Genomic DNA, 25,834 nt, shown 5'->3' with positions numbered 1-25,834 from the left:
TAAACGGAGCATTAATGATTCTGAAAAAGCGTCAGCGGTCGCTTTTGTGAAGGGATTCCAACCTTTCCTCGTGGATTCAAAGGAATCCCTGAGCAACCGCGATCGGAAGAGTATTTAAATGTGCAGCTTGACTTGAGCCGGTCGTATTCGTTATTGTTGATATCTTGATGATAATGAAAATCATAATCATCAAGAAAAATGCTGATTTGATATTTTTATTGGGAGGGGCGATCTAATGGACAAGGTGGTTATCGTCCGTTATGTGGCAGTAACATGAACATCAACGAACAAATTCAACTATGGAATCAAGTCATCGTTAGGGTATTGGATGTTCGAATGATTCGAATCGAACGTGGTGACGAAATCACTGATTATATCACACCGTCAAGCCTATTTATATTTACGGCTAATGGAAATGCCGAATTGTGGGCTGACGGCGAAGTGTGGTTGTCTGAGCGGTTTCGTTTGATGCATGTCGGCAAGGGGAAACGGTTGAATGTTCGATCCGCCGGCACGCTTGACGTATATATGATTTTATACAATGCCTCGTTGCCGGCTTCAGCCATGAGGGAGTTTCATATAATGATGCAAACTGACAATCCGTTTAAGGAAAGTTGGGGGTTATCGCCGTCCGAACCGCTCACATTTCTGGAGATGCTCGAAACCATGCTTGGAGGCTGGCAAAAGCCGAGCGACGAGAGCAATGGGCAGCTTGACACAAATATAAACATTGGAGCGGCGGACGGATTGAGGCGGTTGAAGGCCAAAGGGGAGTTTATCCGTTTCGCGCATGCGGCGTTGCTAGAACGGGCGGAAAATGCGTGCGCACCTTCGTTGGCTGAGCAGGTTATACGTTATATGGCAAGGAATTATCGCGGAGCGATTTCCGTGGAACGGCTGGCCCTGCAGATGAACTATACCCCGCAGTATGTTTCTCGGAAATTCAAAGAGCAGATGGGATGCAGTCCACTTGATTATGTGATTCAGCTGCGCATGGACTTGGCGCGAAAGATGCTCCGGGATACAGAAGCGACGCTGCAGGAAGTAGCTGATTTTGTAGGTTACCAGGACAACATCTATTTCAATCGCATGTTCAAGAAACAAACGGGCATAACTCCGGGTCAATACCGCAAAAAATATCGATCTGAAGTTTCGGAATATACAACGAATTGGTCAGATTTATCTGATGCAGCACCCCATCCGGCAATGTATCATCTAATTAGTAATGATAATCATTATCTACGACAAACGGATGGGGGAAATGGTATGGCAAGTAGGAAAAGAAATCTGTTGGCGACGGCGCTGTTGTGTCTGTCTATGGTGGCGACGGGCTGTGGTACAGCAACGGAAGGCGCAGGAGGAAATAACGGGGCAACCCAAAACACAGAAAGCCGGACAGCGAACAACGCATCAAACTCGGAGACGGAGGCGTCTGCCAACGCCGAAAAGAGATCCATTACGACATCAGTCGGTGATGTGGAAGTGCCTGCGCATCCGCAACGTGTTGCGGCGCAAGCCTATTTGGGAACCGTGTTAGCGCTTGGCGTACAGCCAGTCTCGGCTGAAACTTTTTTGATGAATAGTCCATATTTGAAAGGGAAGCTCGACGGCGTGACTGATGTGGGCGAATCGCTGGAAGCACTGCTTGAATTGGAGCCGGATTTAATCATTACCCAAATTAACGAGAAAGAAAATGTGGACAAGTACTCACTAATCGCACCGACGGTGGCTAATCCGTACAACAGCTTTACGTCCATTCAGGAGGAAATGCGTTATTTCGGCGATCTGCTAGACAAGGAGGATGTCGCTGAGCAGTGGATTGCTGATTTCGAGAGCAATCTAGTCAAATTGAACGAAAAAGTACAGGCTGCGCTCGGCAAAGGCGAGACCGTGTCCGTCATGCAAGAGTATGATGGCATGGCATTTATATTCGGACCGAAGTCAGGACGCGGCGGCCGAATCATGTATGAAATGTTGGGCACGAAGCCTCCTTCGGAGGTTCCTGATTATATGCTGACCGACTCCTATTATGAGCTTTCGCTGGAGATGCTGCCTAAATATACCGGGGATTATTTAATTCTGACGACGGAAGCGTCGTTGGAGCAGCTGCAGGCCGATCCGATTTGGGGCAAGCTGCCGGCGATTCGGGATGGAAAAGCGTATCTTTGGAATGAAAACCAGTCATGGTATCGCGACCCGATTGCCGTCGAAGCACAAATAAGCAACTTGGCTAATTGGATTATCGAAGCCGCGGGAAAGTAGAGGAAGAACATGATTGAGGATCAATTATATGATGTAACGATCGTTGGAGGCGGCCCCGCAGGATTATACGCTGCATTCTATAGCGGCTTGCGCGAGATGAAAACGAAACTGATTGAATTTCAGCCTTTTCTCGGCGGAAAAGTTCATATGTATCCGGAAAAGATGATTTGGGATGTGGGTGGGTTGCTTCCTGTCACTGGCGAGCTGCTCATTGAACAGATGAAGGAGCAAGCCTTGACGTTCGAGCCTGATGTCGTGCTTGGCGAGAAGGTGACATCGATCTCTAAAAATGATGACGGACAATTTGTGCTGCACACTTCGTCCGGTCAGACCCACTACTCCAAAACCGTTATTTTAGCCGTCGGCTACGGCATTTTTCAACCGACTAAGCTGCAAATTGATGGAGCAGAGCGATTCGAGGTTTCGAACTTACATTATACGGTAAAATCGCTGGCCCGTTTTAAAGACAAGGTTGTTCTCATCTCTGGCGGAGGGAACTCCGCCATCGATTGGGCAATTGAGCTGGAATCAATCGCGCAAAAAGTATATCTGACGTATAGGAAGGATATGTTAAACGGTCATGAGTCTCAGGTAACGCTGCTGCGTGAAAGCTCAGTTGAATGCTTGTTCAACGTGACGATAAAGCGATTGGTTGCTTCTGCCGATCATGAGCTTATTTCCAAAGTTGTGCTGCGAAGCCATGATAATGATGCCGAGACTGAATTAGAGGTTGATGAAGTCATTATCAGCCACGGTTACGAACGGGATCGGAATTTGCTGGACAATAGCGCGATGCGAATTGAGTTAGATGAAAATGGAGGAATCAATGGAACTCCAATGAGTGAAACATCTGTAGAAGGCTTATTTGCCGCAGGGGACATTTTGCACCATGAAGGAAAGCTGCACTTGATTGCTGGTGCCTTCCAGGATGCCGCAAATGCGGTAAACCGCGCAAAGCAGTACATTACGCCTGAAGCTTGGGCATGGGGTTCCGTGTCATCCCACAGTGATTTATTTACCCAAAAAAACCGGGAAATATTGAAGCATTTATATTCTAAATAAGATGAGCTTTCATTTGCTGCAATTCGAAGTATCGCCATTTTGTAACACTGTCATTTTAATATAAAAGTAAGGGGCTGACTCATAAGCCAGTAGTTTGACGATGTAATATCTTTGTTGTTCAGGTTAATAGACAAACTGCAACTGCAAACTGCACATTTAAATATTCTTCCGATCGCAATTGCTCAGGGATTCCTTTGAATCAACGAAGAAATGTCGGAATCCCTTCACAAAAACGACCGCTGACGCTTCTCCAGAATCATTTAAATGCTCCGTTTTAAAGAAATCAGCAAGAGACCAAAATCAATAACAAGCGTTGCAGAATAGCTCTCTGCAACGCTTATTTAATGCGAATTTCTTCTTATTTTCGATTGTGCGAGCTGCTTCTTCATGGAGCGACCCTCTTTTGAGTCAGCCCCTTGTAGTAGGCGTCGGAGGTAGCCTCCTGATGTTTGAAGCAAACCCCATCCATATATCGTTTGCGCTTGCAACGATCACTCTAGGCTTGGCAATGGGATGTGCAAAAGTTGTAATATTGAACAGTATGAGTTTGCTTTTGGATAACTTCATATCATCACAATCGCAAATCCCTCTTTTTAAAACACATAAAAGTGATTACGGTTAATGCGGCAATTAAGACGATTGACAAGAGAAGGAAGGAAGCCTCGAAGCCTCCGCCATACATTAAATTTTTCGCTTCGAAATATTTAAAAGGGGAGAGGTATTTTAGAAAATTCAAATGAACGTTTAAGTCGATTGCAATGGATAACATATAGGTGACCAGCAGCACCCCGGTAGATAAAGGAGCGGCCTTCTTCGGATTGTTATAGACCGCCGCAGTCGCTGATCCGATGACCAAAAACAAGAGCTGCAAAATAAACATTCCCGCCATTGTGATTGCGATATCGCCGCTTACCGATTCGCCTTTGCTGTATTTCACGACCAGGATGAGGGAGGCAACCAAAGAAACGATGTTCAATACAGCGAGATTTGCAAGCGCAGCCAACAATTTTGATAAAATCACTTTATTTTTTGAAATGGGTTTGACGAACAAAAACTCGGCCGTTTTATCCCGTTCTTCCTTCGCGATAATATTAGCGCCTATCATCGTGGCATGAATCGTTCCCATTAATACTAGGTAGACAAAGATAACGCCATAATATCCACTTGCCTTCGATAGATCAAGCGTTCCTATTCCCATAAGGGCTTGCAACGATTTTGGCATGCCCGCCATTAAATCACTCATGGATTGTCCGGAAGAGGATAGCCCTGCATATTTGCCCATACTGGAGGCAATTAAGAATATCATGCCGATACTCCAAAAAATGAGAGATTTCGAGTATACTTTCATTTCGATCCAAAATATATTCATTTCAATGCCTCCCCAACATTTAAACCGCATGGATATCCTTCCTAATGTAAACAAAATAGCTTATTAGCAGTGATATTAAGACGACTCCTGCACCAGCTAGCAAGAAAGAGGCCTCATAGCTGGAACTTCGAGAGATGGCGGCTGTGTCGAAATATTTAAAAGGAGATAGATATCTTTTCGTTTCATCATCGCCTGTTGATACAAGCATGCCGACGATGAAAAAGGTGAACACGGTTCCAAGAGAGAGCGTGAGTACGGATTTTATTTTCCGAGCGATGACCGAAATGACCACGCCTAGTGCTAGAAATATAAGCTGAACAAAAAACAGCGTGATGGTTATCATAACGAAGGTTACTGCACTGTATTCTTCTGACTTCACCTGATCTAGCATAATGTTAGCTGCAACTAAAAAGAGCACGTTTGTAGCAGCTAACGAGGTCAAAGCGGCCAAAATCTTGGATGTTAGTATGGTGAATCGCGATAGAGGTTTGGTCATAAGAAAATCCGCCGTTTTGTCTCGTATCTCCTTGGAAATGATGGACGTGCCGATATTCATGCCCTGAATGGCCCCGCACAGCGATAAATAGAGAAAGATATATGCGTAGAAGCCGAGCACCGAACCCAAGTTCTCCACTTCAAGACCGATCGCTTTCCGCACAGCTTCCGGATAACCATCCAACAGTTTTTTGAACGAATCGATATCGCCTGCAATAGACGGATACATGGACATGAACAGTACGAGCAGGGCAACCAATGATACAGACCAAATCAACGTTGATTTTCCATAAAACTTTAATTCATGCAAAAAAATATTCATCGCTGATTAGACCCCCTTTTCGTAGTAGTGCATGAAGATCTCCTCGAGGTCCGGTTCTTCGATCCATAGGTTCGCGATTTCGATTTCGGTTATTTTTTTCATGACGGTATTAATATCGCCTCTGAATAAGAAGCTTACGGAGTGTTCCATCACAGTAAGATTATTCACGCCGATTATGTTGAAAAAGGCATGTTCTGCCGTTTCTTTTGTTTCGATTTTGAATTTTTTATAATTATTTTCTTTTAACGTGCTGATCTTTTCCACCGTGACGATTTCTCCTTCTTTTATGATGGCGACTCGATCGCATAAACGTTGAACCTCGCTTAATATATGGGATGAGAACAGGATGGTTGCTCCTTTTTTATTCTCTGCCTGAAGCAGATCAAAAAATCTTTGCTGCATTAACGGATCAAGGCCGCTGGTCGGTTCATCGAGTATAATTAATTTTGGTTCGTGAAGCAGTCCTTGGACAATCCCGACTTTCTTTTTGTTGCCGAGCGATAAATCGTCGATTTTCTTTTTCAGATCAAGATCCATGATTTCAGCTAGCTCTTTAATTCGTTTGTTGCAATCCTTTTTGTAAAAGCTAGCCGAGTATTTTAAGAGGTCGATCACCTTCATATTGTCATAATAAAAAACCTCTGAAGGCAAATACCCAATTTGCTTGGCAATTTCGGGAGCAAACTCGATGCAATCTTTACCAAAAATTTCGGCTTTACCGCTAGTCGGGTAAATCAAAGATAATAAGGTTCTGATCATCGTAGATTTTCCGGCTCCGTTGGGACCGATAAATCCGAAAATTTCGCCTTCCTCCACATGAAAGCTGACGTTCGTGATTCCCCTAGATTTTCCGTACGTTTTGGTCAAATTCGTGATTTCGATTACATTCATGGCTAAACCTCCTTGTTATTATGGTTCACGATCACACTGGTTCCCGTCTTTTCATTGGAAAATGCGGCGAAAATAATAAGCTTTAGTCGGCTTGCCGTCTATAGTAAACCTGCAGACATCTTTTGTAAAACATTGGTTATTGGGTATTTGAAGCCATATCGCCATTTAAAAAGCAATACGGTCATTTGATGTATGAAAAAAGGTTTTATCACCGAAAATCTCGCTGCTGCTCATTCATACTCGTTAGTAAATAAATCTGCTTATTTGCTTAATCCTTCCGTTTACGTGTTGGCCCGTGTGCGGGCGACCGTTGACTCGATCCCGATCCTTACACGGGTCATGCTGGTCAGAACGGGGACAACGCTAACTCGTGTTGAAGATGACGGTCTTAATGGCTGGCTGTCTCTGTTCCATCGTTAATACTCGAACAGACAATCATAAATCAATTTTTATTGATGTAACGGTTGATCTAATGATGACTTTTTATTGCAAAAATCCAAAGCCATACTTACTTAAAATCTTATAAGAAATTGTTGAAATGACAGAAATTTATCTGATAGGGGGGTGCTAATATACAAATATAAATAAAAAAGAGGTGATGACATGCAATCGAAATTGGCAGCGGAAGCCATTCCCATCTCCAAAAAACGGAATTCGTGGATAAGAGCCATACAAAAGTATAAAGTGATGTACATTCTTTTATTCCCGGCATTGGTTTATTTTGCCGTATTCAAATACATTCCTTTGGCGGGAATCGTTATTGCTTTTAAAAACTACAATCTGGCTTTGGGGTTATGGGATAGTCCGTGGGTGGGATTGAAAAATTTCAAAGACTTTATTAACGGCGTTTATTTCTGGGACATCATGAGAAACACGATTATTATATCGCTGTATAAGCTATTGTTCGGTTTCTCCGCTCCCATCGCACTTGCTTTGCTTCTTAATGAGGTTCATACCCAATGGTTTAAGAAAATCGTACAAACCATTACTTATTTACCCCATTTTCTGTCTTGGGTCATTGTTTATGGATTGATGGTCGCATTATTAGCCCCGGGAGATGGCCTTTTTAATATGATTTTGAAGGAAAACGGTGTTGAGCCTATCTCCTTCCTAACGGAGCCTGCTTGGGGAAGACTGCTCGTCATCTCGTCTGAAATATGGAAGGACATTGGTTGGGGGGCGATACTGTACCTCGCCGCATTATCGGGGATTGATCCAAGCTTATACGAAGCGGCTCGAATGGATGGCGCTTCCAAATGGAGACAGCTCTGGCATGTAACCTTACCCGGCATTCGAGGGGTCGTTATTCTAATGCTCATTCTTAAATTGAGCCATATTCTGGACGCTGGTTTTGACCAAATCTTCATGTTTGCCAACAGTTTTAATCAGGAGAAGATCGATATTATCGATACATGGGTATATCGTGAAGGGTTGGAGCGTCTTAAAATTGGTTTGGCTACTGCTGTGGGATTGTTTAAAGCTGTCATCGGATTTATTTTAGTATTGGCTGCGAACAAGCTCGCCAAAAAATTCGATGGGCAAATTTGGTGAGGTGGTATGAGCTATGGTTAAGCTGACGATCGGGGAAAAGGTATGGCAATCAGCCGTTTATTTTATTTTAATTTTACTATCACTGCTTTGCTTGCTTCCCTTTTTATATGTAGTCGCTGTTTCGGTAACGCCGGAATCGGAAGTGTTAAGAAGAGGGATTGTGATTATACCAGAATCCTTTACCTTTGTAGCCTACAAAGAAGTATTCATTTCTAATGGCATAGGGCAGGCGTATAAAATAACGCTGTTCCGAACGATTGTAGGCACTGCTTTAAATGTGTTTTTTACGGTAATCGCAGCGTACCCGTTATCCAAAAAATATTTGCCGGGACGCAGTCCGTTTTTAATATTCATTGTGTTTACCATGATGTTTAGCGGGGGATTAATTCCGACTTATTTGTTAATCCGCTCTTTGGGGCTGCTGAACAGCCCATGGGTATTGATTGTTCCGCATCTCATTAGTGCTTTTAATTTAGTGATCATTAAAGGTTTTTTCGAGCAATTGCCCGCTGAGATCGAGGAATCGGCGAGAGTAGACGGCGCAAGCGAGCTTCAGTCGCTATGGAAAATCATTTTACCGCTGTCCATGCCTGTTCTCGCCACGATTTCCCTATTTTACGCAGTAGGGCATTGGAACAGCTATTTCGATGCGATTGTGTATATCAATGATGCGAACTTAATGCCGCTTCAAGTTATCTTGCGCAACATTCTGCTTAACATCGCCAATCAAAGCGCGGAATCGATTGCCAATACCGGAACGGTTAGCCAGTTCGCCGTGCAAATGGCTGCTGTGGTCGTGACTACGGTCCCGATTCTGATCGTTTATCCGTTTATGCAGAAGCATTTTACCAAGGGTATGCTCATGGGATCGATTAAAGGCTAAAAAGCAATTCTTATCTAGGTTGTTACGGGGAAACCGTGATAATATACAAACAAAGGAGAGGTCAATATGCAAAGAACAAAGATTTCATTTGCAATTCTGGCTGCTACTGTAGGTCTGGGAACGCTATTGTCTGGATGTGGGGATCAAGAAGAGGTTAAGCCGGCAGCTTCAAACAACTTAACAACCACGGATGACGCGTTTGCGAAAAAAATGAAAATTTCGATGTTTAATCAGGGCACTTTCAACGCTGCCGCTCCGATTCCACCACGTGAAGAAGACATTCAACGGCAAATGCTGGAGAAGGCGATGAACATCGACTTGGAAATGATGATTCCTCAAGCCGGGCAAGCAACAACCAAGCTAAATACGCTTATTGCAGGCGGGGATATCCCGGATTTACTTTTCTTGAAGAGTCGGTCCGATCTCGCGCAATATTATGACCAAGGCGTGCTTGCGGATTTGACGCCGTATCTGGATCAGTTCCCTGAATTGCAGAAACGTTTCAGCAGCGACTCCTGGGAGGCGATGTCCTATCAAGGAAAAACAATCGGAGTTCCGGGTTATGATAATGTAAACGGTATCAGCCGAAGCTTCTTCATCCGCAACGATTGGTTGAAAAAGCTGAATATGGAAGTGCCAACGACGCCTGACGAGCTGTTTGAGGTCATGAAAGCCTTTACAGAGAAAGACCCGGACGGAAACGGCAAAAACGATACGTACGGTTTCATCGGCGGCATGAATAAAGAGGGCAGTCTGCAAACCTATGGCTTCGATAGCTTGATGTGGATGTTCGGCGTGAATCCTCCTTCGGCCATTGAAGTGAAAGATAATGAACCGGTATACCTGTTTCTCGATCCCAAAATGAAAGAAGCGCTCGCTTACATTAATAAAATGATGGCAGCCAATGTGGTAGACCCGGATTGGGTGACGATGAACTCGCCTGATTTGTTGGACCAAAAGCTATTTAAAGGTAAAATCGGCTTCATGATCAGGGATGCGCGCAGGCTGGAGCCGGACTATCAGCAGAAAATGAAAGAAATTAGCGGAGAGGTGCCGGAATGGATCGTGATACCTCCAATGATAGGGCCTTACGGCGATCAAATCGTAGAGAGAAAATCGTTCCAAGGCAATTCATGGGCCATATCCAAGAAAGCGGATAAGGACAAAATCATTCGGATCTTATCCTTGCTGAATTATCTCTTTACGGACGAAGAAGCCTATCCGAATTTCGCATACGGCATCAAAGGGATTCATTGGGACGTGGTGGACGGCAAGATCAAAAATAAAACGTCCGAATTATCGAAGGAAATGAAAGAAAAGTACCTATGGGTCGATCATTACAGAATGCCGCGCCACGGTGACGATGCCGAGTACTTCAGCTTCCAGAATCCGAAGACGGCAGAAGCTTTCGTGAACAATCAGAAATATGTGGGGCCAACGCTGCCTGGAAACTTATTGACCGCAGATCCTAGCGATACCTTGGCAGCTGACCGCACGCGTTTCATTAATGAAAGCTTAGTCAAATTTATGACGGGAAAAGACCCTCTCTCCAACTGGGATCATTTCCTCCAAACGTTGGATACCAAGTTTGACATGCAGACGTTTAAGGATACGGCAGTCAAGCAATTTAAAGAAGCCGGTTTAATCAAGTAAATGAAGCGAAGAGAGTGGCTATTAATAGCCCCTCTCTTTATTGTCATTTTAATAAGAACGTAAAAGGAAGATGATCCCTGCGAATGCGAAGAAGAATCAGCTTGCCATTAAAACTATTTTTTATCGTGTTTGCGTTTGTATTAGGCTGCATAATCCTGATTAGCCAATTATCCTATCGCTATGTCCAAAAGGAAATAAGAACCAACGACATCTTCTACACCAACCAAATTCTTGACAAGGTCGATCAGTATTTCACTGTTAATTTTGCCTCCTTCCAGACGATCCTGTTCTCGGTCGAAACATCGGTGAACGCCAACATCGACAATACGGAAGTCATCAAAGAGCAATTAAGAGAGCTATATGAACTCAACAGTAATTACGTCAGTAATATTTATTTGATCAAAAACGACTTATCCATCGTAGGCGGAAGCACGCCTACCCGCATATTCGATGAGCCTTTAGCGGAAAGAGAGCCTTTATTTGATGCGGCCAATAAGAACAGAAGGACAACCTTTGTCAGTGATCCTTACAAATCCAAGTATTCCGGCTGGACCGTTACGATGGTTCGATATCTGAACGGCGCTCCGTTTCCGATGGCCATTGCCGTTGATTTGGATCTAAATGCCATTGAAGAAACCTTGTTCAAGATTAATAAACAGGAACAAATGAATTTGGCTCTGATCACCGCATCAGGTAAGATCATTGCTGGATTTTCGGAAAATAGAGGACCGTTGAATATTCATGATCATACGTTTTCAATCGGGGAAACATCAGCGGAACAAATTTTGGATAGGACAGAAACAAACCTTCAACTGCATACCAAGGATGGCCTGCCGGTCTCCATTCTGAAAAAACCGACGGAGAAATTCAATTGGACCATCATCTCAGTCAACGATGAATCACGCTTGAAAGCCGCGCTGACCAGATTGGAAACCTATTATATCGAGCTTCTAGCGGCAGGTCTTCTCTTAAGTTTGTTCATTTCCTTTTTTATTGCCAAGTACATAAGGACTCCGCTTTATGCACTCAAATCAAAAATGAAACGGGTGGAACAAGGCATCCTCACGACTGCGATAACGATTAACCGAAACGATGAGTTCGGAGATCTTTCCCGAGCCTTCGACCGTATGCTGCAGCAAATTGTGGAATTGATTCGGCGAGCGGAGCTGCATAATGAGCTTGAGCGGAAGCTGGAGATTCAAGTGCTGCAGTCACAAATCAACCCTCATTTTCTGTATAACACGCTGGGTTCGATCAGCAATGTCATACGTCTCGGACAAATAGAGAAAGTAGATGTGGTAATCGGTTCGCTCATTTCTTTATTGGAATACGGGATAGATGACGCTTCAGAGAAGGTATCACTACGCCAGGAATTACGAAATGTAGCAGACTATATCGAGATCCAAAATATTCGATATAACAGACATTTCCACCTAATTGAAAATATCGAAGCAGAGTTAATGGATTTTCCGGTTTTTCGAATGCTGCTGCAGCCCCTTGTGGAGAACAGTATCTTCCATGGCTATAACGGAGGCGGGATCGAAGGCCCTATTACAATTCATGCGTACAGGGAAGGCGGCATCGCCATCATAGAAGTCATCGATCAAGGCGAGGGAATTCCAGTGGATAAAATAAAGCATATCTTAACTTCAGAACCGGGTGATGTGGAAGTAAAAAGAAAAAGGATCGGTTTAAATAACATTCATGGCCGAATAAGACTTCACTACGGTGAACAATTCGGGCTCCAAATCAATAGCATACCTAAGGAAATAACCCGTGTACGCGCCATATTCCCGGTAGACTTGTTAAAAGGAGATGCACAATAGTGAGAAACTATACCTGCTTCATTGTTGACGATGAAGACCTGATCATTCAAAGATTGGAATTGTTTTTTAACGAGCTCTCCCAAAGGGATAGGCGATTTGTTCTAGTGGGGAAAGCGAATAATGGGCTTAATGGAATCGAAGAGATTTTAAAGCTTAAGCCGGATATCGTCATATCCGATATCGTTATGCCGCGAATGGACGGAATCTCCATGATTGAGCAGCTAAAGCCGGTGCTCCCCCATACCCAATACATCCTTTTGACCGCCTATTCATCCTTTGAATACGCCCAGCGTGCTATTCATGCCAACGTATTGGAGTACATTGTTAAGGTTCCACTGAGGGAAGCGGATTTGGATCGGGCCCTTGCTAAGGCGGCTGGTATTCTCAATGAGGTTAAGAAAAAGGAAGCGGAATTTCAATCGTTAAACGTATCCGTGCTTGAAAATAAATATAGAGTCCGCAAGCAATTTTTTAACGAGCTTATCCGAGGTGAAATCCCTTCCCATCGGGCATCGGATTTTGCCAATCGCATGCAGTTCCATTTCTTTCAAGCCAACTATTGCTGCTTCATCGTGGAAATGAATACGTATGAAAGTTTCCGGAACGAATACACAGCCGCTGATCAAAGCATCTTGAAATATGCGATTACGAATGTAATCGAAGAAACGGTGATGATTGGTGGAAGCGGCGTAGCGGCGGATCTGTCCGATAACCGTTTTATTGGCTTTCTTTCCTGGGAGAATAGCCGCAGTGACATGGAAACGGAGTATGCTTGCCAATCCTTGGGAGGGCAGATCGTCTCTCATTTGCAGCAATATTTGAATCAACGGGTATCCGTCGCTTTCGGAGGGCTGCACCGAGGCTGGGAATCGATCAAACAAGCGTACACGGAAGCTAAAAATGTGAGTGAGGATTTCTATTATCATACGGAAAAAGTAGTAAAAACGCCTATGCATCGGTTCCAATACCATAATGACAAAAAAGCGGATTTTCAGCAGAAATTAGCTGATTTTCTTTTATGGATAAAAAGGAAGGTTGCCAAGGAAGAGCTGGACAATGCGTTCGCCGACCTGAACCAATTTGTTACGGAGCATAAAATCCATAAGTCCATCATGGCGCCAATGCTTCGCGATTTGTACAGAGACATTACGATGAAGTTTAAACCGGGGAACAAGCTGGCAGCGGAAGTGGCGGAATTCCCAATGGAATTTATGGCCTTTCAGGAGCAGCTTGCCTATATTGGCGACTTCACATTCGAATACGTGCACGCTGGGCAAATATTGCATCGTGCAGAAATTATGAGTGCCATGCAGTTTATAGAGAAAAACCTGAAACAGCGCTTGACGCTGGAGGCGATTGCCGAGGACGTGAATTTGGCTCCGTCTTATTTTAGCAGCTTGTTCAAAAAAACGATGAACGAGGGCGTGATTAGCTACATTAACCGTAAAAAAATCCAATTATCACTCGAGCTGCTAAATGTGCAGGATTATTCTCTATTGGAATTGTGCGAGGAAGTAGGCATCGTCAATGAAGGCTACTTTTGCAAACTATTTAAAGAATATACGGGTGAGACACCTAAGCAATACCGGATCAAAATGACACGGTACGAATCCAAATAAAGGCTGCAAAAAATATATGATTTTTTCGCGAAATCATGTAAAAAAAAGGGGACCAAAAGACTTACCATGATAGAAGGATCTAATCATGGAGGTTATCAAAATGGAGATTATACATGCAGATGTAACCGTCGTAGGCGGAGGTATTGCTGGGATTTGCGCTGCCATAGCTGCCGCACGCCAAGGGCTAAAGGTATCGTTAGTTAATGATCGACCGGTGCTTGGGGGAAATGCGAGCAGCGAGGTCCGGGTTCATATCAACGGGTCGGCCTATCTCGGAAACAGTCCATCCTATTATGCACGCGAGGGAGGGTTGGTGGAAGAACTCAAGCTGAAGATCTTTCACTATAATCCGTTATACAACAAGAAGCTTATGCTTTCGCTTTCGGATATGGTATTGCTCGACATGGTTTATGCTGAGCCTGACATTTCCTTATTCCTGAATACATGCGTGCATGAAACGGGCATGGAGAACGGCAGAATTACATGGGTAGAGGGCATTCAGCTCGCTTCCGAAAGAAAATTCCGATTTGAAAGCCCAACCTACATCGATTGCTCCGGCGACGGCATTGTCGGATATCAAGCAGGTGCTCACTTCCGATGGGGAAGAGAGGCGAAGCATGAATACATGGAGGAGCTGGCTCCTGAAGCGGCGGATCATTACACCATGGGCGATACGATTCTGTTTCAAGCCCGTGACGTGGACTATTCCGTTCCTTACAAAAGGCCTGGCTTTGCGTATGATATTGCGAAGCTGCCTTTTTTCGATAGTATCAGAAAAGGCTTAAACCATCGGTCTTTTCCAAGGAAAATCAACGGGCTTGGCGGATTGTGGTGGCTCGAATACGGCGGGCATATGGATATTATCAAAAATAATGAAGACATCGCATTGGAACTGCGGAAGTTGGTTTACGGGATTTGGGATTATATCAAAAATAGCGGCGAGTTTGATGATGTGGACAATCTCATTTTGGATTATGTATGCCCGATTCCGGGGAAACGGGAATCAAGGCGGTTTATAGGGGAGCACATGCTGTCTCAGAACGATCTTACGGCAAAGCCTCATTTCGAGGATGCTGTATCCGTCGGAGGCTGGTATATGGATCTGCATGCAAATAAAGGCATCTATGATGAGGGTCCGGCTACAGCGTGGAATTTCGTGCCGGGCTTGTATAATATCCCTTTCCGCAGCTTGTTTTCACGTAATATACCTAATCTGATGTTCGCAGGCCGCAATATAAGCGCTACCCATGTGGCTTTCGGATCTACAAGGGTCATGGCAACCTGCGGCTGCATGGGGCAGGCGGTAGGAACGGCTGCTGCGTTATGCTTGAAATACGACGCAGACCCCGCGGACATAGTCAAAGCCCATATGTGTGAGCTTCAAGCGCAGCTGCTACGGGACGGGCAAACGATTGTGGGGCTTCAAGAGGAGTTGGATCCTTATTTCGCCGACGGATTAACGATTCGTGCCTCGTCTCAGCGCAGCTATGATAATTTTCATCCAACCGAAGAGATTTCCTTGGAGAAAGCGTTATGTTTGGTTTTGCCGATTCAGACATCGACGGCTGAAAGCGTGCGGATCAAAATTAAAAACAGATCCGAGCATCCGGAAACGTTGCAGGTTAAGCTGTTTGGCGGGGATCGGAAGGAAAACTATATTCCCGCCAGCGAACTGAAAGACTATCGTTTGGTTATTTCTGCCGGTTACGATGACTGGATTACGCTGGACCTGAGCTGCAAGAAGCCGGCTGACGATAAAATCTACATCGTACTGGAAGGTGCTGCGGGCCTTGCCGTATACGGCAATGGAGAGATGATGACCGGAGCGGTCAGCTTTCAATATAGGCCTGAAGTGCCGGCTAAGCTGAAGAAGCTGAATAAGAGCATTTGCTTCAAAGACCTGGTGCCATCCCAAGATATGTATAACCCTAAGAATGTCGTCAACGGCTTCTCCAGGCCTTATGGCCTGCCGAATGGTTGGATATCTGAACGTACGGAAGGACGGGAATGGTTGGAATTGTGCTTTGCAAGCCCCAAAGATGTAGAGGAAATCCATCTTGTGTTCAATTCACGGCTGGATTTGGAGCATTTCGACGATCCGATCGAGCACCTTATCCAAGACTATGATGTGACCATGACCTTTGAAGACGGAACTGAGAGTGAAATCATCATCCGCGGAAATTATCTCACGTTGAATAAACATAAGGTGGATGCTGAACGCGTAACCCGAATCCGAGTTCAACTCAGCGCAACCTATGGTTCTCCTTATTATGAAGTGTTTGCTATAAAATGCTTTGCGCCGAAAATAATAAGCGAGGGCAGGTGAAGCCGCGATGAAGGAATTATTCCCTCGAAGAGGGCTGCCTAATGTCATTCCGAAGTTGGAAAACGGGGAAACCGTGACAATCGTCTACTTTGGCGGCAGCAATACGCGTTCTCAAGGATACAGGGTCATGACGGGAGATTGGCTTCAAGGGAAGTATCCCCTTGCGGAAATTCGCTCCGTGAACGCAGGCATTGATGGGACAGGATCGGACCTAGGCTGCGCCCGCTTGGAGACCGATGTGCTGCGTCATCAGCCTGATCTCGTGTTTGTTGAATTTGTAGGCAACGATGGCGGAGTCCCCGAATCCAAGGCTCGGATCGAAGGAATTGTCCGTCAGATCCGCAAGCGAAGCCCGTTTATCGATATTCTGTTCGTTTACACGCTGAAGGAGCGTGATGTGGCCTTATTTCAATCCGGCGAATACCAGAAGGGTGCTCTTATGCAGGAGGAGGTGGCCGATTATTACGGTATTCCTTCCATTCATCTAGGCGTAGCGGTCAGTCAACTGGTATCCGAGGGAAAGCTCATTTTCACTGCAAGGGCTGATCAGTCCCGTCCGGGAGCCGTTATTTTTACGCATGATTCGGTCCATCCCACAATTCCCGAGGGTCATCAAATTTACACGGATACGATTACCCGGTCATTTGAGAAAATAAGCGAGCTTCGCTATCATCAGGAAAGCTTGGAACATCACTTGCCTCACAATCCGTTGGTTCCGGCTAATCCTTGGGAGTACGCATCCATGCTGCCGCTGGATCGTTTTGCTCATTTTTCGGAAGGCTGGTCTTACATGACCCCCGATGATTTTGCTTTAGTGCGCGAGTACAATTGGTTGTTCCCCGGCCTATGGCGAGCAGTCGATCCTGGAGAATCTATAACGTTGCAATTCGAGGGGACCCAAATCGGGTTATTCGATATCGGGGGTCCGGATTCCGGCAGATTGAAGGTGTCGGTTGATGGAGGTTTACCCTTCATTATCGATCGATTCACACCCTATAACGATCATAATCGAAATCAATATGTTTTCTTGCCGGAGCTTCCGAATGGGAAACATACGGTTCGCTTCGAAGTGGATCACGAGAAGACAGACAAAGCGGCCGTATTTGAGGCAAGCGGCAATGAACGGAGCATGGAACATGCTCGGCAGCATCCAGCTTGGTATGATCAAACGGTCATTCAGCTCGGGAAGCTGTTAGTGGTGCAGCCGCCATTATAACGGATCATTAGGCTTTGTCTACTTGGAGGACCTACATTCTATCTGACTGCAATCGTGCGGTCATTTAGGATGTAGGTTTTTGCTTGCTTAAAATCTTATAAGAAATTGGTGAAATGAAAGAAATTTCCTGGCGAGCTGACATGCTATGATAAAAACGACAGAGCGGTATAGTCAGAAGGATCAGGCTAATTGCTTCGTCGCGACCATTCGAGCAAAGGGGGCATTATTATTTTGGAAGCGTTATCATTAAAAGGAGAGGCTGTGAGTGGATTGGTCAAAGGTCTGGTCAAAAGGAAGCTGTTTTTCTTTATCGTTTTCATCGTGACGATAGTAGTTCCTTTCAGCCTAGTCGGAATAAGGACCGCTTATGCGGAGACCTTGCCTTATCGGACGATTATCATCGATGATGGGAGCATTACGATCAATGATGTTGTGACACCTGATGCGGGTAACGAGAACAATGGCTATTCGGCTCCGAATTGGACCACAAGCACAGGGGTGAAGGGGTATGATCATTCCAGCTCCAAATATACGAGTACGGCAGGCAGAACGATAACCTGGAATCCACGCTTGGAAGCAGGCACGGCGAAAATATCGTTATACAAGCTTAACTGGGAGGATAAGGCTGATAGCAATGTGAAAATCGAAATCGTTCATAATGGAACGACTGATGTATTATTTGTGGATCTGAGACCTTCCTTTGGCGATCCTGCGGGATGGGTTGATTTGGGAGAGTACTATTTTTCCGGGGTTGGTGAAGAATTCGTTAGATTGACCCGGTCTACCGGCACTTCGAGCACGATACTTACGCGTGCTGATGCGGTTAAGTTCGAAGGAAACATACAGCAGAAACAGCCACATAAGACGATCATCATTGATGATGGAAGCCTGACGATAGATAATCTTGTCACGGTTGATGCAAGCAATGCGAGTAACGGGTTCTCCGCTCCTTATTGGACCACAAGCGCGGGAGTGAAGGGATACAATAATTCCAGTTCCAAATATACGGACGCCGTAGGCAGAAGCATCACATGGAATCCGCGCTTGGAAGCAGGGACGGCGAGAATATCGTTCTATAAGCTTGATTGGGCGGATAAAGCGGATAGCAATGTAAAGATTGAGATTGTTCACAACGGGATTACGGATGTTTTATTTATGGATCTTAGGCCTTCGTCGGGTCCATCGGTCGGATGGGTAGATTTGGGGGAGTATGAATTCAGTGGCGATGATTCCGAATTTGTCAGGCTGACCCGGACGCAGCCTACGACGGGCACGATCATTACTCGGGCCGATGCGGTCAAGTTTGAAGGGAATATCCGGCAGCAAGCACCGCCGTTGCCACCGCTGCGGAGCCGCACATTAGCGAACCTTAGCTACACGGAAAAAGGCAGCATCGAAAATGAAAACTATAAGGCGACGTTCTATGAGGCAGCATGGGATGGAGGCAAATCCATCGTTCGTGACATGTTCTACAAAAATGCTGACACGGGAAACTGGATGCCAATCAATAATGTGGCGGAAAGGCTTGAGGAGCAATGGGTTTTATTGGATGGGAATGCGGGGAGCCGCACCAATTACTACGATACGATGAACAAACGCTGGATAACGTTTGACGGGATCCATTTTCCCGATAGCAACACGGCGGTATTAACTGATTCTTTGCATGAAAGTGATTATGATTTTGAAGTAAACTGGTCCATGGCAGGGGATAAACCAGATGTTTCCTTCGCCTTCACGCCTCGCCGCGATGGCAATTATGTCATTGGATATCAGTCCTTCACGACTGAGCTAATCTCCGGCGTCAATGAAGTGTTAAATGGATTCAGGTCGCATGCAAAAATGGTAGGGACGGTAGAATCAACAAGCTTGAGGGAGCTAAGCGCTCCGATGAGTCTGGTGGAGAAAACTGACGGTGCGGGGAATCCTTTGACGTATGGGATATTTGCGCCTTCGGAAGAGCTTCCGGTTGAATTTGAACCAACGGGAGGCGTTACGAAGCAACGGCTTGGCATGAGCCTTGTCAACAACGAAGGCAGCGTACAGCCAATCCTTTATGCCCCTCAGCTGGGAACTTATTCGCAAATGACCGCAGAAAGCACCTATCAATTTCATATGGGGCTAATCGCCGAGCAAAGCAATCTTTATGAATCCTACGCGGATATTCTTCGCAATGAGTACGGTTATTCGGCATACAGGGAAAATGTATCAGACCAGTCGCTTACCGACGCGATTTTCAATATGATCGATTTGCTTAAAATAGAGCCTCAAGGGGACGACTCTGTTCAGTTTGTCCCGTCGCCTAGCGGGTGGTGGAGCCGTGCCAAGGGCTTTATTGATATCGAAAACGAGGATAGCGTTCGAACAAGCTCGAACGCGGTTCTTTTGGGGGCTTACTATTTGACCGGGGATGACCAGCTTTACGATACGAGAGCATTGCCGTCCGTCCAGTATGGCGTTTCGCGAAATGGGATCGGTTGGTCGCCGACGCAGAAGAAAGTGTACGGCGTGCCTTCGTTATGGAAAATGGCCACCTTGCCGTTCGATGTCTCAAGTGTAGCCGCTGTCAATCAGATGATGGGCACTTCGGCAGGAATCGGGGCGCTGGCAAAGGAAGAATACCTCGTGCGCGATCCTGACCAGAAAGACCGGGGTCCTGTCATTCAGCCCCTGATGATGTATCGCATGACGGGGGAGGCGCAGTATTTACAGGCTGCCAAGCATGCAGCCGACAGCTATATCCTGCAGCATATCGATACTCCTGAATCCGTCGATGTGAGCAAAAATGAGTTCATCTATTATTACGGCAAGCTATGGATGGAGATTTTGGAGCTTTATGAGGAAACTCAGGACCCCAAATACTTGAATGCCGCATATAAGGAAGCTAAAAGGTATGCCACCATGTTCGTTGCCCGTCCAGTTCCTGAAGGTACTGTTACGATTCCGCAGCCCGAGACGTATAATTACGCGGAGTCGTTCCATTGGCCGGAAAGCGGGAAATACCAATATCCGAGGAGCAAGCTCCCAGAGGACGTAGCCGGAGGCGTACAAGCGGATAGTTGGCTGGTTTCACCGAGCGGATTGACGTTTGAGGCCGGAAGCACAACCGGCTATTATCGGATGAACGCTCAGGAAGCGCCGTTCATGCTGAGATTGTCGCTCTATACAGGCGATAAACTGCTGCAGGATATTGCTCATAATGCGGTTATTGGACGGTATTCCAGCTATCCGGGATATTATTATAAGGGCTTTGCCGTTAGCCAACTTGAACCGAATTTCCCTCTGGAAGGCCCAAGCGGGGCTACATCCATTTATTATCACCATATTCCGGGGCAGCTCGGGCAAACGATGGATTATTTGATCAGCGAACAATCATTGAAATCGAACGGGAGCATAACATTTCCTTCCGTATTCGAAACGAATTTTTTATGGTTCAAATATCACCTTTATGGCAATAAACCGGGTCAGTTCTACGGTAATTCCAACGTCTGGCTCTGGATGCCCAAGGGGATTATCCAGACGAACGATCCTCAATTGAACTGGATAACGGGAGAGAGCGGGGATAAATTCTACATCGGGCTGAGCAATGCATCGTCCGATGAAGTTCAGACTTCGATTGAATTGAATGCGCAAATCATTGGGTTCAACCCGGCACAGGATTATACCGTAACCATCATCCGCGATAACGGGACTCCTGAACAAGCGGTTATGAGCGGCGGAAGCATTCAAGCTACGGTATCAAGCAAGGGAATAACCGCTATCATTGTAGAGGGACTTAATATTGACGTGCCACTGCATCAGGTAAGAACGGCCGATGCATCGGATGCAAGCTATTTCTTCGATATCCACAGTCCAATCGATGCGGTTAAAGGCATGCTGATCGTCAAACCAGACGAAACGGTTTATGATGCTTATGTGCAGGCAAAAACAACGAAACCGGCGACAATCCATTATTCTTTAGATGGCGGGGCTACGTATACGACCATCCCGGATACGATTTATCCGATGGAATGGTCGATACGGGTTAACGATTTATCCCAAACCTTCACTTATTACGTGGAATCGGACGGGAAACAGACTCGCAAGCGGACACTCTATCTGCCTGATCAGGTAACCACAGCTCCAATTCAACCCGATTGGCAGGACAGTTCATCTATCATTGTGGATAATACGGAGGCTGAGACAGAAGGCGTGTGGATTCGGGATACGACGGCTAACGACTACTACTATGATAACTATGTGTATGCCAAATCGACGGCCGGCACAGCGACAAGCAGAATGAAATGGCGGCCGGAGCTGCCGGTTAGCGTTACTTACAGCGTGTATTACAAGCTTCCGCAAATAACCGCTGTGAGTGAAAATTGGGCAACGAACGCCTCATTTACCGTTTATTATAGCGGGGGCTCCGAGACGGTTACCGTTGATGAGAGCGCGGCGAATGGTACTTGGGTGCACCTAGGGGATTATCCTTTTGCCGCAGGCGATAGCGGGTACGTGGAACTAACCAACAAGGCCAACAAGTCACGGGTAGTTGCCGATGCGATCATGTGGGTGGACCCGAGCAGTATGCCTCAATTGGAGTCTGCGGTGATCCTGTCCGATCTGAACGAGCTCCAGATGACCCAAACCGCACAACTGAGCGTAACCGGGTATTTGGATAATGGTTTAATCGGTGATTTATCACAGGCAAATGTGCAGTATTTCGTTGATCGTACGGATCTGGCCGAAGTGGACGGCAGCGGTAGGTTGACCCTTCTGAATCTCGATGGGGAAACGGATCGCATTGAGCTATGGGCCACGGTCACGATTGACGGAGTGACCTTAACAACACCGCGTTTGACCATCACGATAAAGGACCTAACGGTTATCGTCGACAGTACAAATACAGCTGGGCTATACACGACAGAAGGGTCTTGGAGTCAAAGCAATTTAGCCGGATACAAAATCGGTGTTAAGTCCCGCTACTCTACCGTTCAAGGATCATCAGCGACGTGGAAAGGCCAGTTTCCAGAGGGGAGATACACGGTCTCCATCTACAAGCTCGTCCATACGACGGCAAACGATAATCATGTCAAAGTGGAAGTGAAGCATCAGTCGGGTACCGAGGTCACCTATATCGATGCAACAGTCGGCTCATCGGGTTGGGTTAATCTAGGAACGTTCGACTTTACGGGAGATGGCAGCGAGTATGTTCGTTTGACCAGGGTTACTCCGACAACGGTAGACCCTCCAACGCTCCCTGCCGATATGATCTATACGAGGGTTGATGCAGTCAAATTCGAACGGCATTCCGTTAGTCCGGAGCTGCCTGCGAATGAGTCGCCAGGTAAACCGACACTTTCGAATAATAGCGGCGCCGCAACAGGCTTACATGATGGCAATTATGAAATCGCGATGAATATGTGGTGGGGAAACAATGGCTCACTTTATAAGTTGTACGAGAATGGCCAATTGATTCAAACGAAGTCATTGCCCATTGTTTCGCCAGCTGCCCAGACTTCCATTGTTCCAATTCAAGGCAAGCCAAATGGAAGCTATGTGTATACATGCGAGCTATCGAACGGGTATGGATCGACTCCTTGTGATCCCCATACCGTCACCGTGGCTGAGGCGAATCCCGGAAAGCCCGTGTTGTCGAGCGACAACTGGGATCAAGATGGGAACTACACTGTTACGGCAAATATGTGGTGGGGCACAAACGCAGCACAGTATCGATTATATGAAAATGACGAGCTTATTGAAACGCAATCTTTATCTTTACACTCACCAAGTGCCCAATCAGCAAATACACATATTTCGGGAAAAGCACCTGGCATTTATCAATATCGCGGCGAGTTTATGAATGGAAGTGGAACAACGGTAAGCGATGTTATACAAATTATTGTAAAATAACCCTAAGAGCTGAGTGGATGAGAACGATCCATTCGGCTTTTTTTCTTGAAACTTAGTACTGAACGATGCAAAATGCTGGTGAAACGATGATGTAAGTAGACCGAGCATCTTCGGGATAAATAACATCTCATACAACAGTTCAGCATTTCAATTATGGGAGTGCTGGAGATGACAGTTGAACAAGCACTGGATAGAACCAAGATAACTGAATCATTTTTACGAAGAGATGAATTTTATTTAGCAAATTAGCTCTAAGGAGTCATGTGTACGTGAGTATCAATAAGAGACAATATAAGTAAATGGCCAATTCACTAGATCTAGTTGTCTAGCATCAAGAGATGTTGGCTGGAAATGGATCTGAGAAGGGATTCAGGCAGAACATCATTAGAAGTCATACAAAGGAAGAAGGTCGAAACTTCATGACGCAGCAACCCGTACGCATCCTAATTGTAGATGATCATCCTCATGCAAGAGAAGGGATGAAGACAATACTCAGCGAGGATTCCCTGTTTGAAATTGTGGGGGAAGCTTCAAATGGAGAAGAAGCCATTTATTGGACGGAACAAGCTATGCCGGATATGATTTTGATGGATATTAACATGAAGCAGATGGGAGGACTTGAAGCAACAAAGAAAATCAAAGCTAAGTTTCCTTACGTAAAAATAGTAATGGTCACGGTGTCTGACGATATTAGTCATTTATTTGAAGCGTTGAAGAAAGGTGCTCAAGGCTATTTACTCAAAAATTTAAACCCGAGTGCATGGCTTGAATATTTAAGGGCCGTTGCTATTGACGAGACGCCTATGTCTCAAGAACTCGCACAGCGTATATTAAGTGAATTTTCTCAGCTTGAGAGGCCAAAGACGGAAGAGTCCCCCTTAACGACAAGGGAAAAAGAAATATTATCTCTGGTAGCCAAGGGGATGTTGAATAAAGATATTGCTGCACAATTAATTATTTCCGAGCATACGGTTAAGAACCATTTGAAAAACATCCTGCAGAAGCTTCATTTGGAAAATCGTGTTCAGCTTGCTAGATATGCCTATGAACAGGGATACTACCAAGTGTAGACGAAATGCAGCACGAGCCTCTTCAGAAGATGAGGCTTGTGCTGTTTTTTCGTGTGAGTTTCACTTAAATGACCCCAACCAATTGGTTATATTCACAATTTCTTCTTCTGTCAGACGACCTTCGTAACCAGGCATTCCTCCACCGCCATGAACAATCTGGTTATATATTTTTTCTCTGCCAAGTTTGGCTCCAACCTGATTGAGAGCTGGTCCCATCGCTCCTTGGTACTCATCACCATGACAATGCATGCAGTTGCTTTTGTAAATGGATTCCGCTTTTGAAGCATTTACCGGTGTTTCTGGGATGGATGCGGGAGAATCCATTTGAGAAGCCTCTTCCTTTGCAGGGAGGTTGAACAGAAGCAGAATTACAAATAAAAAGCCCGCAATACCTAATACGATTGACATGATCCACTTCTGCATGAAAAATCCCCTTTACGATATAATCCTATTTACTCTACAATTTGCAGGATGAGTTAACTATGGCTCGTTTGATTCCGACTTAATAGGTGGCTCTCCGTGCAGCGTTTTATTAAAAATACTACTCAGGTTTTTTCTTTTAATAGCGTATTTATGTCCTTTAAAATAAGGGTGTTATCCATTTCTCCACCCATGCGATATACCTTTCTAATCTGCTGCTTGGCATCTACAAGCATGAGAGAGGTGACCGTATGAACAAATTGATTATCATCGAGTTTTTGAATGCCAATTCCGTATTCTTTAGCCTTTTCAATCGTATAGGCCTCGTCACCGCGCAACAGCCTCCAACCCGACTGATCAATCCCCATCCTCTGTGCATAAGATTGAAAAACTTCAGGAGTATCCGTATGGGGATCGAAGGTAATGGCAACAAGCTGCACTTTGCTTCCGAAGCTTTCTTGCTTTTTTAATTCATCCTGAAGCAAAACCATATTATACGTGGTAGCTGGGCAAATGTCAGGACAGCTCGTAAACATAAATTCAATAAGCATGATTTTACCTAGGTTTTCTTTCAGTTCAAAATTGGACCCGTCTAGCTGTTGCAAGGTAAAGTCTGGAGCAGCTTTCACGATAGGGAGCCGGGCGTCCGAGTTTTGAGAAGTAACAAATAAATAAGTCGCCAAAGTTAGAACTAAAATGATGACCGCTATTAGAAATGGATTTACTTTCTTTACTTTCATGAAGGGATCTCCTTCTGAGAAGCTGACGTATAAGACTGTGCCAGCTTATCCTGTAAGATGTTATCCTCTTGAACTAGCTTTGCTCCATTTAACATCACATAGGCACCTCCTGCTAGAAATAACCCGCCTAAAATAATCCAATACAGCATATTGTATTTCTCCTTTCTGAATCTGTTGATTTGTTCTTCTTATTATAAAAGGAAATATTGTGGAGCATTAATGGCTCGAACGAGCTATTTC

At 45.3% G+C, this 25,834-nt stretch carries 17 protein-coding genes; 11 read left to right on the top strand and 6 right to left on the bottom strand.

Going from position 1 to position 25,834, the window contains the following annotated elements:
- Nucleotides 1–273: 273 nt before the first annotated feature.
- Nucleotides 274–2,262, top strand: a complete 1,989-nt coding sequence (locus AB4Z29_RS05025; protein WP_441941990.1) for an AraC family transcriptional regulator — start codon at nucleotides 274–276, stop codon at nucleotides 2,260–2,262.
- Between the two features lie 9 nt (nucleotides 2,263–2,271).
- Nucleotides 2,272–3,324, top strand: a complete 1,053-nt coding sequence (locus AB4Z29_RS05020) for an NAD(P)/FAD-dependent oxidoreductase (protein ID WP_441941989.1) — start codon at nucleotides 2,272–2,274, stop codon at nucleotides 3,322–3,324.
- A gap of 571 nt (nucleotides 3,325–3,895) precedes the next feature.
- Here the strand turns inward: AB4Z29_RS05020 and AB4Z29_RS05015 are convergent.
- Genes AB4Z29_RS05015 through AB4Z29_RS05005 form a run of 3 tightly spaced genes read right to left on the bottom strand, consistent with a single transcriptional unit; the run spans nucleotide 3,896 to nucleotide 6,401 of the window.
- A complete protein-coding gene (locus tag AB4Z29_RS05015) occupies nucleotides 3,896–4,693 on the bottom strand; it encodes an ABC transporter permease subunit (RefSeq protein ID WP_441941988.1) in 798 nt (265 codons plus the stop codon).
- A 19-nt stretch (nucleotides 4,694–4,712) separates the two neighbouring features.
- Nucleotides 4,713–5,510, bottom strand: coding sequence for an ABC transporter permease subunit (locus tag AB4Z29_RS05010; RefSeq protein WP_441941987.1), 798 nt, complete (start codon nucleotides 5,508–5,510; stop codon nucleotides 4,713–4,715).
- A gap of 6 nt (nucleotides 5,511–5,516) precedes the next feature.
- Nucleotides 5,517–6,401 (bottom strand): ABC transporter ATP-binding protein, encoded by an 885-nt coding sequence (locus tag AB4Z29_RS05005; protein ID WP_441941986.1) that lies wholly within the window; start codon nucleotides 6,399–6,401, stop codon nucleotides 5,517–5,519.
- 603 nt (nucleotides 6,402–7,004) lie between these two features.
- Here AB4Z29_RS05005 and AB4Z29_RS05000 point away from each other — a divergent pair.
- The 9 genes from AB4Z29_RS05000 (at nucleotide 7,005) to AB4Z29_RS04960 (ending at nucleotide 24,434) form a co-directional block, all read left to right on the top strand.
- On the top strand, nucleotides 7,005–7,952 hold the full coding sequence (locus AB4Z29_RS05000; RefSeq protein WP_441941985.1) for an ABC transporter permease: 948 nt from the start codon (nucleotides 7,005–7,007) through the stop codon (nucleotides 7,950–7,952).
- A gap of 13 nt (nucleotides 7,953–7,965) precedes the next feature.
- Nucleotides 7,966–8,835, top strand: coding sequence for a carbohydrate ABC transporter permease (locus AB4Z29_RS04995; RefSeq protein WP_441941984.1), 870 nt, complete (start codon nucleotides 7,966–7,968; stop codon nucleotides 8,833–8,835).
- Between the two features lie 66 nt (nucleotides 8,836–8,901).
- Nucleotides 8,902–10,488 (top strand): extracellular solute-binding protein, encoded by a 1,587-nt coding sequence (locus AB4Z29_RS04990; RefSeq protein WP_441941983.1) that lies wholly within the window; start codon nucleotides 8,902–8,904, stop codon nucleotides 10,486–10,488.
- Between the two features lie 83 nt (nucleotides 10,489–10,571).
- Nucleotides 10,572–12,314, top strand: a complete 1,743-nt coding sequence (locus AB4Z29_RS04985) for a sensor histidine kinase (RefSeq protein ID WP_441941982.1) — start codon at nucleotides 10,572–10,574, stop codon at nucleotides 12,312–12,314.
- Nucleotides 12,314–13,933, top strand: coding sequence for a response regulator transcription factor (locus AB4Z29_RS04980; protein ID WP_441941981.1), 1,620 nt, complete (start codon nucleotides 12,314–12,316; stop codon nucleotides 13,931–13,933). The genes AB4Z29_RS04985 and AB4Z29_RS04980 overlap by 1 nt, the downstream gene beginning before the upstream one ends.
- Nucleotides 13,934–14,033: 100 nt before the next feature.
- Nucleotides 14,034–16,259 (top strand): FAD-dependent oxidoreductase, encoded by a 2,226-nt coding sequence (locus AB4Z29_RS04975; RefSeq protein ID WP_441941980.1) that lies wholly within the window; start codon nucleotides 14,034–14,036, stop codon nucleotides 16,257–16,259.
- 7 nt (nucleotides 16,260–16,266) lie between these two features.
- Nucleotides 16,267–17,475, top strand: coding sequence for a GDSL-type esterase/lipase family protein (locus tag AB4Z29_RS04970; RefSeq protein WP_441941979.1), 1,209 nt, complete (start codon nucleotides 16,267–16,269; stop codon nucleotides 17,473–17,475).
- 189 nt (nucleotides 17,476–17,664) lie between these two features.
- Nucleotides 17,665–23,364, top strand: a complete 5,700-nt coding sequence (locus AB4Z29_RS04965; protein WP_441941978.1) for a golvesin C-terminal-like domain-containing protein — start codon at nucleotides 17,665–17,667, stop codon at nucleotides 23,362–23,364.
- Nucleotides 23,365–23,783: 419 nt separating this feature from the next.
- Entirely contained in the window at nucleotides 23,784–24,434 is a 651-nt protein-coding gene (locus tag AB4Z29_RS04960) for a response regulator (RefSeq protein WP_441941977.1), read from the top strand.
- A gap of 60 nt (nucleotides 24,435–24,494) precedes the next feature.
- On the opposite strand, the gene AB4Z29_RS04955 is transcribed toward AB4Z29_RS04960, so the two are convergent.
- From AB4Z29_RS04955 to AB4Z29_RS04945, 3 genes are all read right to left on the bottom strand, one after another.
- On the bottom strand, nucleotides 24,495–24,857 hold the full coding sequence (locus AB4Z29_RS04955; RefSeq protein ID WP_441941976.1) for a c-type cytochrome: 363 nt from the start codon (nucleotides 24,855–24,857) through the stop codon (nucleotides 24,495–24,497).
- A 122-nt stretch (nucleotides 24,858–24,979) separates the two neighbouring features.
- Nucleotides 24,980–25,594, bottom strand: coding sequence for an SCO family protein (locus AB4Z29_RS04950; protein WP_441941975.1), 615 nt, complete (start codon nucleotides 25,592–25,594; stop codon nucleotides 24,980–24,982).
- Nucleotides 25,591–25,743: a hypothetical protein gene (locus AB4Z29_RS04945; protein WP_441941974.1), complete on the bottom strand. Its 153-nt coding sequence runs from the start codon at nucleotides 25,741–25,743 to the stop codon at nucleotides 25,591–25,593. The genes AB4Z29_RS04950 and AB4Z29_RS04945 overlap by 4 nt, the downstream gene beginning before the upstream one ends.
- Nucleotides 25,744–25,834 lie beyond the last annotated feature (91 nt).

Source organism: Paenibacillus sp. 2TAB23 (genome assembly GCF_052115165.1).
Lineage (GTDB): Bacteria > Bacillota > Bacilli > Paenibacillales > Paenibacillaceae > Pristimantibacillus.
The sequence above is the reverse complement of the archived record's forward strand: the minus strand, read 5'-3'. Positions and strand labels throughout refer to the sequence as shown.